Here is a 13,676-nt window from a genome sequence, read left to right as displayed (position 1 = left end):
ACTTTTTAATAATAAGGGGTATCTTTTTTTCTGCGTTGGTAAATGACGAGAATGATTCCTGCAACCACTAGAACAGCAGACAACCATTGTGACACACGCAAGCCCGCAAACATGAGACTATCTGTTCGCATACCTTCAATCACCATGCGACCTATTCCATACCAAATAAGATAAAATCCAGTCATTTCCCCACGTTTGAGGAAATTTTTCTTTCTTCTCGCAACCATCACTAAAGCAAATCCTAACAAATTCCAAACCGACTCATAAAGAAAAGTTGGTTGTCGGTAATGACCATCAATGTACATTTGGTTGCGCATAAAACTTGGTAAGTAATTTAGACTTTTAACAACCGCTCCGTAAGCCTCTTGATTGAAGAAATTTCCCCAGCGCCCAAGACTTTGGGCAATCATCACTCCTGGAACGGCAATATCTAAAAAGTCTAGCGTATTGATAAGCTTTCTCTGTGAGAAAAAATACAAGACAATCGCTCCAGTGATTAAACCGCCATAGATAGCAATTCCTCCGTGCCAAATGGCAAAAATCTCAGCAGGATTTTTAGCATAATAGCCCCAATCAAAAATAACATAATAAATGCGAGCTCCAACGATTGCTAAGGGAAATGCAACAAGGATAAAATCAAGAATGTCATCTGGAATGATTTTCTTTCGCGGCGCTTCACGCATAGCCAGATAAACAGCTAAAACTAAACCTGTTACAATACAAATCGCATACCAGCGAATACTTAGAGGTCCTATTTTAAATGCAATTGGATTAATCATGAGACACCTCATTTTCACTAATGAGATTGGTCAAGCGTTCCTCAAAAGTCTTCGTGGCATCAAAGCCCATTTCTTTTGCACGGTAATTCATTGCTGCTGCTTCAATCACTACCGAAATGTTGCGACCCGTTTTCACAGGAATACGAATCCTTGGAATGGACACACCTGATACTTCAAACTCTTCACCATTATTTCCCAAACGGTCAAATGTTTTATTGACATCATAATTTTCCAGATAAACAGCCAATTGAACCTGTGATGAATCCTTGACAGCACTAGCTCCATAAAGGCTCATGACATCAATAATCCCAACACCGCGTATTTCAAGTAAATGGCGCAAAATTTCCGCTGGCTCGCCCCAGAGAGTCATTTCATCTTTTGCGTAGATATCTACGCGGTCATCCGCAACTAAACGATGTCCCCGTTTCACCAGTTCTAAACCAGTTTCGCTTTTTCCGATTCCACTATCTCCTTGAATCAAGACACCCATTCCGTAAATATCCATTAAAACCCCATGAATACTGGTTCGCTCAGCCAAACGCGAATCCAAATAACTTGAAATCTCACCGGATAAACGACTCGTTGGGGTGTGACTGCTGAGAACAACAATTTCATTTTCCTTTGCAGCCTTTAACATCTCATCGGGAATTTTCAAATCACGCGCCACAATCATAACAGTGTCTCGTTCAAACATTTTCCGTAAAACCTGATAGCGATTATGTGACGTCATCTTCATCAAGTAAGACCATTCTTTCATGCCCATTAGTTGGATACGCTCTGGTGTGTAATAGTCAAAATAACCTGTCATTTCAAGTCCTGGACGGGAAATATCAGAGGTCGTAATTTCTCTTTCCAACATTTTCTCGTCGCCATAAACCACATTTAATCTGACTTTTTTTAATAGATCTTTGATCTTTACAGTCATATTCTTCCCCTTTGATAGTTTCTTTTTCTATTATAGCAAATTTTCAGATTAAAGGAGAGTTTCATCCTTGTTTTTAAAGAAAATGGATAAACATACATAGCATTTACTACTTCTCTGACTGGAGCATTCTTTCTACAATTTGTTTTTGATCTTGAAATAAAGGATAACGATTCATAAAATATCGGAGTTCACTAGGTTTCAGCCAGATGTGACTATCCGTTTCACCCTCTTGATATTTCACGTCTTTCTCTGTGACAATTGCCTCATAAAAATCAAAATGACAGTGTTCTTTAGGTGAAGTCGTCTGCTCAATTAGTTGTATTTCTCTAGGAATCAGCCCAGTTTCTTCCTGCAATTCACGACAAGCCGCGGTCATGCTATCTTCACCAGCCAACACACTTCCTCCTGCACCAAACTCATAATAATTAGGATGAATTTCTTTTTTTGGACTGCGGTGCATCAGGAGAAATTCCCCATCTATATGACGAACAAAGACATTGACACAAAGGTGATACTGACCTTCCGCAATTGGTTGCCCTCTCTTTAGAAAATCTCCTTGTCGCTCTCTTTGCTCATTATAAGTATCCCAATATTCCATTTCTTCTACTCCTAAAATAAAAGAGTCCATTGTCCGAACTCCTTTTTAGCATATATAACCAAGCGCTTGCTCCATCACACTCACCAAAACCAGCCGTCTTCTTCTTTGATTGCTTCTGCTTCTTTGCGCTTACGAGGTCCTGTCCCATACATTTCTTCTTCTACGTCTTCCTTGTAAGGCATCACAGATAATAAGATGATGTAGATGATAATCCCTAAACCCAAATTAGAAATGGTAAATAAAACGAATAAAAAGCGAACAAGCCCTACATCTAGGCCAAATTTATCAGATAAACCTGCTAACACTCCCGATACAGCTCTATTTCGACGTAATTTATAAAATGTTGTTTTCATAATCAGTAAGCCTCTTTCATTGATACTGAATCTAGTGTAGCACATTTCAGTCATCATGCCATCCGTCCTTAGGCGGATTTCTGATTGTTTCGCGAAAATAGTCATTAAGACTGCAACTGTCTGACAAAAATGAGTTTCCCTTGGCAGCGTCCGCAGCAATACCGCTCAGTATTGATTCGTCTTTTTCTATGATATTGTGCACGACAATGCAAGCATTGATAAACAAGCGTTTTTGCAGTTGATTGGCTTGATAAAGTAGGCGCATAGCGCAAACCGTCCACGGCTTTCAATAATTGCTTGAAATCTCGATCCTTATGCCGATAGCCCTTCTTTTCAAAGTAAAGATGATAGTGACACAACTCGTGCCGCACAATTTTTCGGAAGGTTTCTAAACCAAACTGTTCATAGATTCTAGGATTAAAATCAAGATGACCATCCTTTGGAAAAAAGCGTCCACCTGTTGAGTGAAGACGCTTATTCCAAGAAGCCGTATGTCGAAATTCTTTGTCAAAATCTTCCAAAGAGACTTGTCTGACATAGTTAGTTAGATTCACGCGGTGCCACCAAGGAAAGATTGACCTTTTCTCTTTCTATATCCAATTTGTCTACCCACACGGTTACCAAGTCACCAACAGAAACTACTTGACTCGGATGTTTGACATAGCTGTTACTGAGCTTAGAAATATGAATCAAGCCGTCCTCATGAATGCCAATATCCACAAAAGCACCAAAATCAACGACATTGCGAACAACGCCTTCTAACTTTTGCCCAATTTGTAAGTCCTTTATATCAAGGACATCTTGACGCAGAACCGGTGCATCAAATGAATCACGCATATCACGACCTGGCTTGAGCAAGTCTGCAATGATATCCTTAAGAGTAGCTTCTCCCAAGTCCAAATCTGCAGCAACTTTTTTGACATCTAAAGACTGCAATTTTTCCTGAGCGGCTTGATCCAAGTCCGTAATTGCAAGCATTTGGAACAATTTCTCAACAGCTGGATAACTCTCTGGGTGAACACCTGTATTATCCAAAACATTATCACTTTCGGGAATCCGTAGGAACCCTGCCGCCTGTTCAAATGCTTTAGTACCCAGACGAGGAACTTTTTTAATAGCATCGCGCGAGCGAATCATGCCTTCTTCTTCACGATATTTGACAATATTTTCAGAAATAGTTTTGTTTAACCCTGCCACATGCGATAGAAGAGATGGACTTGCGGTATTGATATTAACGCCGACTTGGTTAACAACGGTATCTACGACGAAATCCAAGCTTTCAGATAATTTCTTCTGGCTAACATCATGTTGGTATTGACCGACACCGATTGATTTTGGGTCAATTTTAACTAGCTCTGCAAGAGGGTCTTGCAGTCGACGTGCGATAGAGATAGCCGAACGTTTTTCGACCGTCAAGTCTGGAAATTCGTGTCGCGCCAACTCGCTAGCAGAATAAACAGATGCGCCACTTTCATTGACAATAACATAGCTGACGTTTGGATGAGTCTTTAGCACCTCCGCAACAAACGCTTCGCTTTCGCGACTAGCTGTTCCATTTCCAATAGCAATGATTTCAACACCAAATTGGTCAATCAAGTTTGACAAATCTTGCTTAGAAGCTTCAATTTGTGCTGCTTTTGCCGGTGGTACAGGATAGATGACCTGCGTTGTCAGCATTTTCCCAGTCGCATCTACGACTGCTAATTTTGCTCCTGTCCGAAAAGCTGGGTCAAATCCTAGTACCACGCGTCCCTTGAGCGGTGCAATCAAGAGTAGATTTCGCAGATTATCTGAAAAAAGCTGAATCGCACCGTCTTCTGCAGTCTCGGTCAATTCTGCCCTAATCCGACGTTCCATAGCTGGAATGATTTTCTTTTTCACTGCTTGCTGGATTGCTTCATGAATGTAGTCATTTTTGAGCTTAAAGCGCACTTCAAAAAATCGGATAATTTTATCTACATTGTGCTCAAAGCCAACTTTGAGCACACCTAACTTTTCACCACGATTAAGTGCTAAAGTGCGATACCCCTGCATATCCGCGATTTTTTCGGAAAAGTCATAATAGATTTGAAACACTTGCTTTTCGTCCAAATCGGCGTCTTTCAAAGTTGAAATAATGCTTGAATTTGTCAGCATTTCATGATAGGTCCAAGCACGCAGCTGCACATCTTCTGAAATGGCTTCCACTAAAATATCTACAGCTCCAGCTAGAGCTATTTCTGCTGTCGGAAATGTTTCGCTAGTTAAGGCAGTTGCTTCCTCTTGAAGATTGGCAGCATTTTGTAATACGAGTCGTGCCAAAGGAAAAAGTCCTGCTTCACGTGCAATCGTGGCTTTTGTCCGACGCTTTTCTTTATAAGGAAGATAGAGTTCCTCCACATCAGCTAATTTTTCAGCTGCTTCAATAGCTGCACGTAGTTTTTCCGTCAGTTTTCCTTGCTCTTCAATCTTCGCGAGCACCGTTGCCTTGCGCTCTCTGAGGTTCGTCAGACTTTTATCCAGATCAAGAATAGCCTTAATCTCTACCTCATCCAAATTCCCTGTCATTTCTTTCCGATAACGAGCGATAAATGGGATTGTGTTGCCTTCTGCTGTCAGTTCCAATACTTTTTCAATTTGCTTCTGACTAATCTTTAAACTTTGCGATAGTTCGACAATATTTGTTTCCATAAAGAATATTATACCATACCTTATCCAGCAGTCCAAATACAATTGTCTCTCTGGCTACTCTCTTCTTTCGCCATTATTTTATTCATTTGATAAATTACAAGAATAAGTGCAATTTATCATTCTAAATAGTAAAAGAGTCCTCAAGCAGGACTCTAAAAACACTGATAAAGATGAATTATTCCTCAGATTATGTACTCAATCATTGTAACAACTCAGTTAAATACCCTCGCTTCATCATCTCCAGATTAAATACATTTGGAATATGTGCAAAAGCTTCCGCAAGAGGTAAGTGTGCCGTTTTCCAGCCCTATCCATCTGTTACCCAGACAAAGTTCACATCATCTGTTGAACTTTCAACAAACTGGCTTAGTTCTGTGAGACTCCATCTAATTTGTACGATTACTCAATAATTCTTGTATAAGTAATAAACGGTGTTCAATAGAGTCCAACCATTCTGGATGATAATCATATTCAAATAAATCTTGATCAAAAAATTCTAGGTTTTCACTCATCCATCGAATACAGTCGGGATCTGACAAAGTATAAATCATAACGGAGAGAGATTCGGCGTCTTCTTCATTGTCCCAATTAGGCCAAAATAATTTTACAAATTCATATACTTCGGATGGCGCTACTTTGTCCTTTGAACTATTTACGTTTACCATATCTAAAGTTACATACTCTGTTGATAGATAATCATTGGTATCTAGGATAATTTCTTCATTTCGATACAATTGATCAACTTGATTTATCCCCTCTTCAACGGTTGAAGCGTCAATTGTTACAATTTTTGACAAAGTTTCTATTATCTCAATATTCATCCTTACCTATCCAACTTTCTATACTGACCTCGTCCAATAAATTCAATGATATTTTTATCTCTCAGCACTTGTAACTGCTGCCTAATTTTGTCTTTAACAAAGTGATTATTTGGATATTGTTCCTGCAACTCTTTTTCAAATGCATATACATCACTCAAAGTAAAGTTTTTCTTCGGGATTCTATCAATACAATTCAGAATATCTAATGTCCACCCTCGTGCATCTTTCGTCTTATTTCGTAAAAAAAGTGTTTTTTGAAAATTTTCTTGTACTTGTCTCTGTTTTGCAATCTGTCCATCTCTGACTAAAAATATTTTTCCAATCTCTGGAACGTGCGAAATATCAATATTGCAGCCTATCCAACCTGCTCTTTGAGCACTGGATGACAAGGGTTTTCTTTTAATAATAATTTTAGGTGTAAAAAAATGTTTCGGAATTAAAATAAAATTTATTACCGTCATTTCTTTAGAATAGTTCAAAAAGAAAAAGTTAGGGTTATTCTCACTTTCCAGACGACGAATCATCGTATCATAAGCACCGTCGTTAATAATTGTGGAAAAATTAGTTTGCTTACTTTTCAGCTCAAATTCTTCTCTACAATTAGCACAAAAGAAATCTGCAACAGGACGATTATTTTCAAAATGTGATAAGTAAATCTGCCCACAATTGGGACAATAAGCATTTTCCGCAACCCATGATTCTGTTATCACCCTTGCAATTTGAGATTTACTCTTATAACTCTCTGCAAGATGAGTGGGTAACTCTAGTTTCATATATAGTTCCTCTGTATTTTCATTTATGCATCAGATCTTCGTAATTCGCTAAAATTCTTTTTGACGAAGGAGTTACAAAAGGCTCAAAATAACGCTTATACTTTTCAGGCATATAGCTCCTCAATACACTTAAAAGTTGTCGCTTTCCGCTCGTCCATTTGGTAAATGGTTGAAGATTATAGTATTTTAATTTTATGTTGTCTGAAGACATGATCCTTCCTTTACACACATAGTCTATTTATTATACCACATTCATCTCCTTCTTTCACAAGCTAATTCCTATTCTGCTGACTTTATTTCACCATAATTTTCAAAATGATAGTATAATAGTTAAAAAGGAAAAGGAGGCTGTTATGGCTATTAAATTTACGCGTTCAGATGATTTGGACAAAATGTTTGAAGAATTTGCAACGTTACCTAAAATCGAAAAGGTAGAATTTCCTGATGAAAAAGAAAAAAAGACCAAGAAAGAGCAAAAGGCTAAAAAGTCATGAGCTTTTTTAATCAACTGCCACCTAGTGTGCTACAAGCTGGTGCGATTTTCCTCTCCATTATTATCGAAGCACTACCTTTTGTGCTGATTGGGAGCATTATTTCAGGTTTTATAGAGGTTTATATCACACCAGACAAAGTTTATCGCTATCTGCCTAAAAATAAATGGGGTAGGATTTTCTTTGGTACTTTTATTGGCTTTATTTTCCCTTCTTGCGAATGTGGAATTGTGCCTATTATCAATCGTTTTTTGGAAAAGAAAGTACCAAGTTACACAGCTGTTCCTTTTATGGTGACAGCACCTGTTATCAATCCTATTGTCCTTTTTGCGACCTATTCTGCCTTTGGGAATTCCTTTAAAATGGCTTTGCTCAGAGCCCTTGGCTCTATTGTTGTGGCAATCATCTTAGGAATTTTCTTTGGCTTTCTCAATACTGCAACTATTCAAAAAGAGAATCGAGTTATTCAGCATGAACACGACTTCTCTCATTTAAGTCAGCCAAAGAAAGTATTTCAAGTGTTTGTACAGTCTATTGACGAATTTTTTGATACAGGTCGTTACTTAGTCTTTGGTTGTCTCTTTGCCAGTCTAGTGCAAGTCTACGTGCCTACACGCATTCTGACTTCCATTAGTGCAACACCGCTTATGGCGATTTTGCTATTGATGCTGCTTGCATTTCTTCTCTCACTTTGCAGTGAAGCAGACGCCTTTATCGGCAGTTCGCTCATTTCTAGTTTTGGCTTAGCGCCAGTCCTGGCTTTTCTCGTCATTGGACCAATGCTAGATGTGAAAAATATCCTCATGATGAAAAATTACCTCAAAGGACGATTCATCTGGCAATTCATTGGAATTGTTAGTTTAGTTGTTGTCATTTACTCTTGGCTTGTGGGGGTGGTGCTATGATTCGTTTTCTAATTTTAGCTGGTTACTTTGAAATCACCATGTATTTGCAACTTTCCGGCAAGCTCAATCAATACATCAACATGCATTTTTCTTATTTGGCATATATTTCCATGGTACTTTCTTTCGTGTTAGCTATTGTGCAGCTCATCGTCTGGATGAAAAAAATGAAAGTGCACAGCCATTTGACGAGTCGTTCTGCAAAATTTGCTAGTATTGCTTTTCTTGTTGTACCACTTGTCGTTGCTCTCTTATTTCCAACGGTCAATTTGGACTCTACAACCGTTTCTGCTAAGGGCTACCATTTCCCGCTGGCTGACGGTAGTTCTAAGAACATTCAGGCTGATGAAGGCACTACCAATCAGTACCTAAAACCTGATACCAGTACCTATTTTACTAAAAGTGCTTACGAGAAAGAAATGCGGACAGCTGCAAAAAAATATCTGAAAAAAGACGTCATTTCCGTTACGACTGAAAATTATATGGAAATCATGGAAGTCCTCTATGATTATCCAGATGAATTTGCGGGAAAACGGCTAGAATTTACTGGGTTTGTCTATAATGACCCAAGCGATAAAAACAGCCAGTTTCTTTTCCGCTTTGGTATTATTCATTGTATTGCCGATTCGGGAGTCTATGGACTTCTGACAACTGGTAATACGGAGCATTTTGAAAATAATACCTGGATAAGAGCAAGCGGGAAAATTACGATTCGCTATCATAAACAACTAGGACAAAGTTTGCCAACGCTTGAAGTGGATAGTTTCAAGAAAGTTGAAAAGCCTAGCAATCCTTATGTCTATCGTGTCTTTTAACCTACATTGAATAAATAAAAGAAGACCTGAGAAGTATTTCTCTAGGTCTCCTATTATGCTCTTTTGTGAGCAATTATGATAAAATAAGAGAAATTTGTATTTTTAGGAGGTACTATGTCACATCAAAATCAACCTGTTTCAAGGAAAACCTTGCTATCTATTTTCGCCACTGCTCTAATTACTTTTGCTGGAATTCTTTCTGAAACCAGTATGAATGTCACTTTTCCACATCTTATGAAAGTTTTTCATACAGACCTTGGCACATTGCAATGGATTACGACAGGTTATCTGCTGGCTGTCGCCATCACAATTACACTCGGAGCTACGCTAGCACACAACTGGTCTGAACGGAGAATTCTCTTCACCAGCCTAGCTATTTTTACGTTAGGAAATGGTGTTGCAATGCTTGTGCCTAATTTTGCCTTACTCATGTTAGGACGCATTTTGCAAGGTTCAGCAACTGGAATTGCTACCCCCCTTATGTTTAATCTTATCGTAGATCGTATTCCGCGTAGCCAAATTGGTTTTTACATGGGATTGTCTGGACTTGTTATAAGCCTAGCTCCTGCGATTGGTCCCACCTATGGCGGCTTGATGATTGGTTCATTCGATTGGCACATGATTTACACATTCATCATGCCGGTTCCGATTATCTCCTTCATTTTAGGATTTTTCTTTTTAGAAAATACCCCCAATAGAAAGGAACGTCCCTTTGAATGGGTTTCTTTCTTGCTCCTTGCACTCGCACTTACTTTTTCTATTATGGCGATTTCTAGTTTAGAAGCAGGCAGCTTTAATTGGAGCTTTGTTATCATCTTTTTATTATCACTTATCCTTTTCATTTGGAGAAGTCTAACCGTTGAACATCCTTTTTTAGATATTCGTATTTTGAAAAATCCAGTTATTTTACTAGGGATTATTCCTTTCTTTCTCTACCAATTTTCAAATTTATCAGCCAATTTTCTGATTCCTAATTTCTTGGTTTTAGTGAAACACGAGGCTACTTCTGCTGCTGGCTTTGCACTGCTACCTGGAACAATGTTAGGAGCTTTTTCGGCACCTTTCTTGGGAAAATTATATGACACCAAGGGACCCAAATTTTCTCTATATGGTGGGAATCTCCTCTTTTTCTTAGCCGTTTCCGTTTTTGCATTCTTTACAAAAGCCTTAACATTACCGCTCATCATCCTTTTTTATATTTTCTTTACGATTGGGCGCAATCTGGCTTTCAACAACACGATGGCCTTATCTGTTTCACAAATTAGTCGTGAAAAGTCACCAGACGCCACTGCTCTCTTTCAAATGGCTCAAACATTTGCTGGAGCTTTAGGAACGGCGATTGCTGCTATCATGGTCAATCAAGCTCCTGATACTACGACAGGTGTGCATCTTGTCTTTCTTCTTCTATTTGTCCTTGTTATCCTTATTTTTTATCTTTTTTACTCTTTATTTCTAGCTATCAAAAATCAGAAATTTTAATCAATTTATGGTAAAATAAATAAAATATTAGAAAATGGGTGTTCAAAATGTCTTCAAAAGTGATTATTACAATTTTTGGTGCCAGTGGAGATTTGGCAAAAAGAAAACTCTATCCCTCCCTTTTTAGATTGTATAAATCTGGCAATCTGTCCAAGCATTTTGCCGTTATCGGCACAGCTCGCAGACCTTGGAGCAAGGAATATTTTGAATCTGTCGTGGTCGAGTCTATCACAGACCTCGCAGATAGCCCTGAGCAAGCGCAAGAATTTGCTAGCCATTTCTATTATCAAAGTCACGACGTCCAAGATACTGAGCATTATATTGAATTAAGGAAACTACAAAACAGCCTTGACGAGCAATATCAAGCAGAACATAACAAACTTTTCTTCCTGTCCATGGCTCCTCAGTTTTTCGGAACCATTGCTAAACACCTCAAATCCGAGCAAATTGTAGACGGGAAAGGATTTGAACGCTTAATTGTAGAAAAACCGTTTGGCACAGACCTTGCCTCTGCTAGCAAACTGAACGACAATTTGTTGGCAACATTTGACGAAGAGCAGATTTTCCGGATTGACCACTATCTTGGCAAAGAAATGATTCAAAGTATTTTTGCCATTCGCTTTGCCAATCTTCTTTTTGAAAATGTCTGGAATCACGATTATATTGACAATGTGCAAATTACTTTTGCTGAAAAGTTAGGTGTGGAGGAACGTGGTGGTTATTACGACCATTCAGGTGCACTGCGCGATATGGTGCAAAATCACACACTTCAACTCCTGTCTTTGCTTGCTATGGATAAACCCAAAACTTTCACCAAAGATGATATTCGGGCTGAAAAAATTAAGGTTTTTAAGCACTTGCATAAACCTACTGACAATGATCTGAAAAAACTCTTCATTCGTGGTCAATATACTTCTGGTAAAGTAGACGGGAAAAAGTATATTTCCTATCGCAGCGAACCAAATGTTGACCCAGAATCTACTACAGAAACTTTTGCTTCTGGTGCATTTTTTGTAGATAGTGAGCGTTTCCGTGGTGTTCCATTTTTCTTTCGTACTGGAAAGCGTCTTACTGCTAAAGGAACTCATGTCAACATTGTTTTTAAGCAAGTGGAATCCATTTTTGGCTCCTCGCTCCAACCAAATGTGTTGACCATCTACATTCAGCCAACTGAAGGTTTTTCTCTTAGCATGAACGGCAAAGAAGTGGGCGAGCAATTTAACTTAGCTCCATTGACACTTGATTATCGTACAGATGCAACAGCTTCTGGTGCGTCACCAGAACCCTATGAGAAGCTCATCTACGATGTGCTAAACAATGACTCAACCAATTTTAGCCACTGGGACGAAGTTCGCTCTAGTTGGGAATTGATTGACCGTATTGAAACCTTGTGGGCAAATAACGAAGTTCCCCTTCATCATTACAAATCAGGCACTATGGGACCCGAAGCCAGCTTTGAATTACTCAATCAATTTGAAGCTGATTGGAATTGGCGTCCAGACGAAGCCTATCGCAAAGAAGGACGATTGGGGTAAAGTAAATATATACAAAAGACTTGCAAAATGAATGAATTGCAAGTCTTTTTTCTTATACCAAGCCCTCTAAGAGCCCTTTCATAAAGTTTTCAGAGTTAAATACTCCAATATCGTCAATTTTTTCTCCGAATCCAATCAGTTTAACTGGAATATCCAGCTCTTGACGGATTGCAAGAACGACACCACCACGCGCTGTTCCATCAATTTTTGTCAAGACAATTCCTGTTACTGGCGTAATTTTTGAAAATTCCTTAGCTTGAACAAGGGCATTTTGACCGGTTGAGGCATCTAGTGCCAAGAACGTTTCATGCGGCGCAGCTGGATCTACCCGTTTGATAATCCGTCCAATTTTTTCTAATTCTGCCATTAGATTATCTTTGTTTTGCAAGCGTCCGGCTGTATCAATCATGAGAATATCCACATTTTCAGCCTTTGCACGCTCCATACCGTCATAAACAACGCTAGCTGGGTCACTCTTTTCTGGACCTGTCACAACAGGAACATCTACTCGACGTCCCCATTCCACCAACTGAGCAACAGCTCCTGCCCTAAAAGTATCTGCTGCAACTAACATGACTGTCTTACCAGCCTGCTTATATTTATAAGCTAATTTTCCTATCGAAGTGGTTTTCCCAACTCCGTTTACACCAACAAAAAGCATGACTGTCAAACCGTCTTGTAAATTGATTTTTTCGTTAAATTGGCCATCTTTCTCATAGATGTCTACTAACTTTTCAATGATGACCCGACGAAGGACATCTGGCTTTTTGGCATTTTCAAGGAGAGCTTCTTGGTGTAAGGCTTCTGTCAGATTAGAAGCGACTTGCACTCCCACGTCACTCGTAATCAAGAGTTCTTCTAACTCTTCAAAAAACTCTTCATCTACCGAGCGAAAATTTGCAAAGAAGGCATTAAGCCGCGCTCCAAATCCTGTCCGTGTCTTTTTAAGACTACGGTCATACTTTTCCTGAACCGTTTCTTTTTGAATAGATGAACTTGCTTCAACTGGTTCGCTAATAGTCTTCTCTACCGTAGTTGACCCTGCGTTCGCTTTGTTCAGCTGCCTCATATTTTCTTGTTCTGCCTGCTGTCTTCTAGCTTCTGCTAAACGTGCCTGTAAATCTGTGGCAGCTGGATGAGTCGTATGTTGCGAAAAGGCTGCTGTCTCGTCAGGTTGTGGAGTTCCCATTTCATTCTGTAATGTATGATTTTCTGGAGCTTGGAAATCATTTTCAGCAAACTCTAGACTTGATCCTGTAGTAGCCGTTTCCGGCTCCATTTCTTCTACTTTTTCTTGAATGGTTTCAAGACGTACTTCATCCTCAGCAAGACGTTCTTTCAGCTCTGTTTGGAATGTTTGTTCATCTAGATTCTCAGATTGCGTATTCTCTACAGGAGCTGTTTCTACTTTTTCTAGATTCTTTCCTTGATCATCCTCTGATACTGTTTCTACAGCTTCTTCAGGAATACTTTCAACTGGTTTTTCTTCTTTTTGGCGACCAAAAAGGCGATCAAATAAGCCCATTCAATTCCTC

The 13,676-nt window shown here is 39.0% G+C and carries 14 protein-coding genes and 2 pseudogenes; 5 read left to right on the top strand and 11 right to left on the bottom strand.

Annotation, left to right across the window (positions count from 1 at the left end):
• Positions 1–5: 5 nt before the first annotated feature.
• From lgt to SanJ4206_RS03610, 10 genes and pseudogenes are all read right to left on the bottom strand, one after another.
• Positions 6–779 (bottom strand): prolipoprotein diacylglyceryl transferase, encoded by a 774-nt coding sequence (lgt, locus tag SanJ4206_RS03655; RefSeq protein WP_003027610.1) that lies wholly within the window; start codon positions 777–779, stop codon positions 6–8.
• Complete coding sequence (gene hprK / locus SanJ4206_RS03650; protein WP_003027614.1) at positions 772–1,704, bottom strand: HPr(Ser) kinase/phosphatase; 933 nt, start codon at positions 1,702–1,704, stop codon at positions 772–774. The genes lgt and hprK overlap by 8 nt, the downstream gene beginning before the upstream one ends.
• Before the next feature lie 106 nt (positions 1,705–1,810).
• Positions 1,811–2,332: an NUDIX hydrolase gene (locus tag SanJ4206_RS03645; RefSeq protein WP_003027623.1), complete on the bottom strand. Its 522-nt coding sequence runs from the start codon at positions 2,330–2,332 to the stop codon at positions 1,811–1,813.
• Between the two features lie 50 nt (positions 2,333–2,382).
• The gene (locus SanJ4206_RS03640) at positions 2,383–2,655 is read right to left on the bottom strand and encodes a PspC domain-containing protein (protein ID WP_037582545.1); all 273 of its coding nucleotides are present in this window, start codon (positions 2,653–2,655) and stop codon (positions 2,383–2,385) included.
• A 104-nt stretch (positions 2,656–2,759) separates the two neighbouring features.
• Positions 2,760–3,209 (bottom strand): SprT family protein, encoded by a 450-nt coding sequence (locus SanJ4206_RS03635; protein WP_003027629.1) that lies wholly within the window; start codon positions 3,207–3,209, stop codon positions 2,760–2,762.
• Entirely contained in the window at positions 3,196–5,325 is a 2,130-nt protein-coding gene (locus SanJ4206_RS03630; RefSeq protein WP_003027632.1) for a Tex family protein, read from the bottom strand. Before SanJ4206_RS03630 ends, SanJ4206_RS03635 begins: the two co-directional genes overlap by 14 nt.
• Positions 5,326–5,524: 199 nt before the next feature.
• A pseudogene (locus SanJ4206_RS09920) lies at positions 5,525–5,701 on the bottom strand (DpnII family type II restriction endonuclease); the annotation flags it as partial.
• Between the two features lie 10 nt (positions 5,702–5,711).
• Positions 5,712–6,146 (bottom strand): DpnD/PcfM family protein, encoded by a 435-nt coding sequence (locus tag SanJ4206_RS03620; protein WP_003027635.1) that lies wholly within the window; start codon positions 6,144–6,146, stop codon positions 5,712–5,714.
• 2 nt (positions 6,147–6,148) lie between these two features.
• Complete coding sequence (locus tag SanJ4206_RS03615; RefSeq protein ID WP_003027638.1) at positions 6,149–6,919, bottom strand: DpnI domain-containing protein; 771 nt, start codon at positions 6,917–6,919, stop codon at positions 6,149–6,151.
• Positions 6,920–6,992: 73 nt separating this feature from the next.
• Positions 6,993–7,130: pseudogene (locus SanJ4206_RS03610) on the bottom strand (DNA methyltransferase); the annotation flags it as partial.
• A gap of 142 nt (positions 7,131–7,272) precedes the next feature.
• Here SanJ4206_RS03610 and SanJ4206_RS03605 point away from each other — a divergent pair.
• The 5 genes from SanJ4206_RS03605 (at position 7,273) to zwf (ending at position 12,141) form a co-directional block, all read left to right on the top strand.
• Positions 7,273–7,413, top strand: coding sequence for an SPJ_0845 family protein (locus SanJ4206_RS03605; protein WP_003027644.1), 141 nt, complete (start codon positions 7,273–7,275; stop codon positions 7,411–7,413).
• Entirely contained in the window at positions 7,410–8,315 is a 906-nt protein-coding gene (locus SanJ4206_RS03600) for a permease (RefSeq protein WP_003027646.1), read from the top strand. The genes SanJ4206_RS03605 and SanJ4206_RS03600 overlap by 4 nt, the downstream gene beginning before the upstream one ends.
• On the top strand, positions 8,312–9,127 hold the full coding sequence (locus SanJ4206_RS03595; RefSeq protein ID WP_003027649.1) for a TIGR03943 family putative permease subunit: 816 nt from the start codon (positions 8,312–8,314) through the stop codon (positions 9,125–9,127). Before SanJ4206_RS03600 ends, SanJ4206_RS03595 begins: the two co-directional genes overlap by 4 nt.
• A 114-nt stretch (positions 9,128–9,241) precedes the next feature.
• The gene (locus SanJ4206_RS03590; protein ID WP_003027652.1) at positions 9,242–10,606 is read left to right on the top strand and encodes an MFS transporter; all 1,365 of its coding nucleotides are present in this window, start codon (positions 9,242–9,244) and stop codon (positions 10,604–10,606) included.
• 47 nt (positions 10,607–10,653) lie between these two features.
• Positions 10,654–12,141: a glucose-6-phosphate dehydrogenase gene (zwf, locus tag SanJ4206_RS03585; protein ID WP_003027655.1), complete on the top strand. Its 1,488-nt coding sequence runs from the start codon at positions 10,654–10,656 to the stop codon at positions 12,139–12,141.
• 52 nt (positions 12,142–12,193) lie between these two features.
• Here zwf and ftsY read toward each other — a convergent pair whose 3' ends face one another.
• Entirely contained in the window at positions 12,194–13,666 is a 1,473-nt protein-coding gene (gene ftsY, locus SanJ4206_RS03580; protein ID WP_003027657.1) for a signal recognition particle-docking protein FtsY, read from the bottom strand.
• Between the last annotated feature and the right edge of the window lie 10 nt (positions 13,667–13,676).

The sequence above is a fragment of the Streptococcus anginosus genome (assembly GCF_001697145.1).
Taxonomy (GTDB): Bacteria; Bacillota; Bacilli; order Lactobacillales; family Streptococcaceae; genus Streptococcus; species Streptococcus hominis.
The sequence above is the reverse complement of the archived record's forward strand: the minus strand, read 5'-3'. Positions and strand labels throughout refer to the sequence as shown.

Bases quoted from the DNA above. Each gene is read 5' to 3' on its own strand.
- lgt (WP_003027610.1), bottom strand. From the start codon at position 779: ATGATTAATCCAATTGCATTTAAAATAGGACCTCTAAGTATTCGCTGG.
- ftsY (WP_003027657.1), bottom strand. From the start codon at position 13,666: ATGGGCTTATTTGATCGCCTTTTTGGTCGCCAAAAAGAAGAAAAACCA.
- SanJ4206_RS03595 (WP_003027649.1), top strand. From the start codon at position 8,312: ATGATTCGTTTTCTAATTTTAGCTGGTTACTTTGAAATCACCATGTAT.
- SanJ4206_RS03630 (WP_003027632.1), bottom strand. From the start codon at position 5,325: ATGGAAACAAATATTGTCGAACTATCGCAAAGTTTAAAGATTAGTCAG.
- SanJ4206_RS03645 (WP_003027623.1), bottom strand. From the start codon at position 2,332: ATGGACTCTTTTATTTTAGGAGTAGAAGAAATGGAATATTGGGATACT.
- hprK (WP_003027614.1), bottom strand. From the start codon at position 1,704: ATGACTGTAAAGATCAAAGATCTATTAAAAAAAGTCAGATTAAATGTG.
- SanJ4206_RS03605 (WP_003027644.1), top strand. From the start codon at position 7,273: ATGGCTATTAAATTTACGCGTTCAGATGATTTGGACAAAATGTTTGAA.
- SanJ4206_RS03615 (WP_003027638.1), bottom strand. From the start codon at position 6,919: ATGAAACTAGAGTTACCCACTCATCTTGCAGAGAGTTATAAGAGTAAA.
- SanJ4206_RS03590 (WP_003027652.1), top strand. From the start codon at position 9,242: ATGTCACATCAAAATCAACCTGTTTCAAGGAAAACCTTGCTATCTATT.
- SanJ4206_RS03640 (WP_037582545.1), bottom strand. From the start codon at position 2,655: ATGAAAACAACATTTTATAAATTACGTCGAAATAGAGCTGTATCGGGA.
- SanJ4206_RS03600 (WP_003027646.1), top strand. From the start codon at position 7,410: ATGAGCTTTTTTAATCAACTGCCACCTAGTGTGCTACAAGCTGGTGCG.
- SanJ4206_RS03620 (WP_003027635.1), bottom strand. From the start codon at position 6,146: ATGAATATTGAGATAATAGAAACTTTGTCAAAAATTGTAACAATTGAC.
- zwf (WP_003027655.1), top strand. From the start codon at position 10,654: ATGTCTTCAAAAGTGATTATTACAATTTTTGGTGCCAGTGGAGATTTG.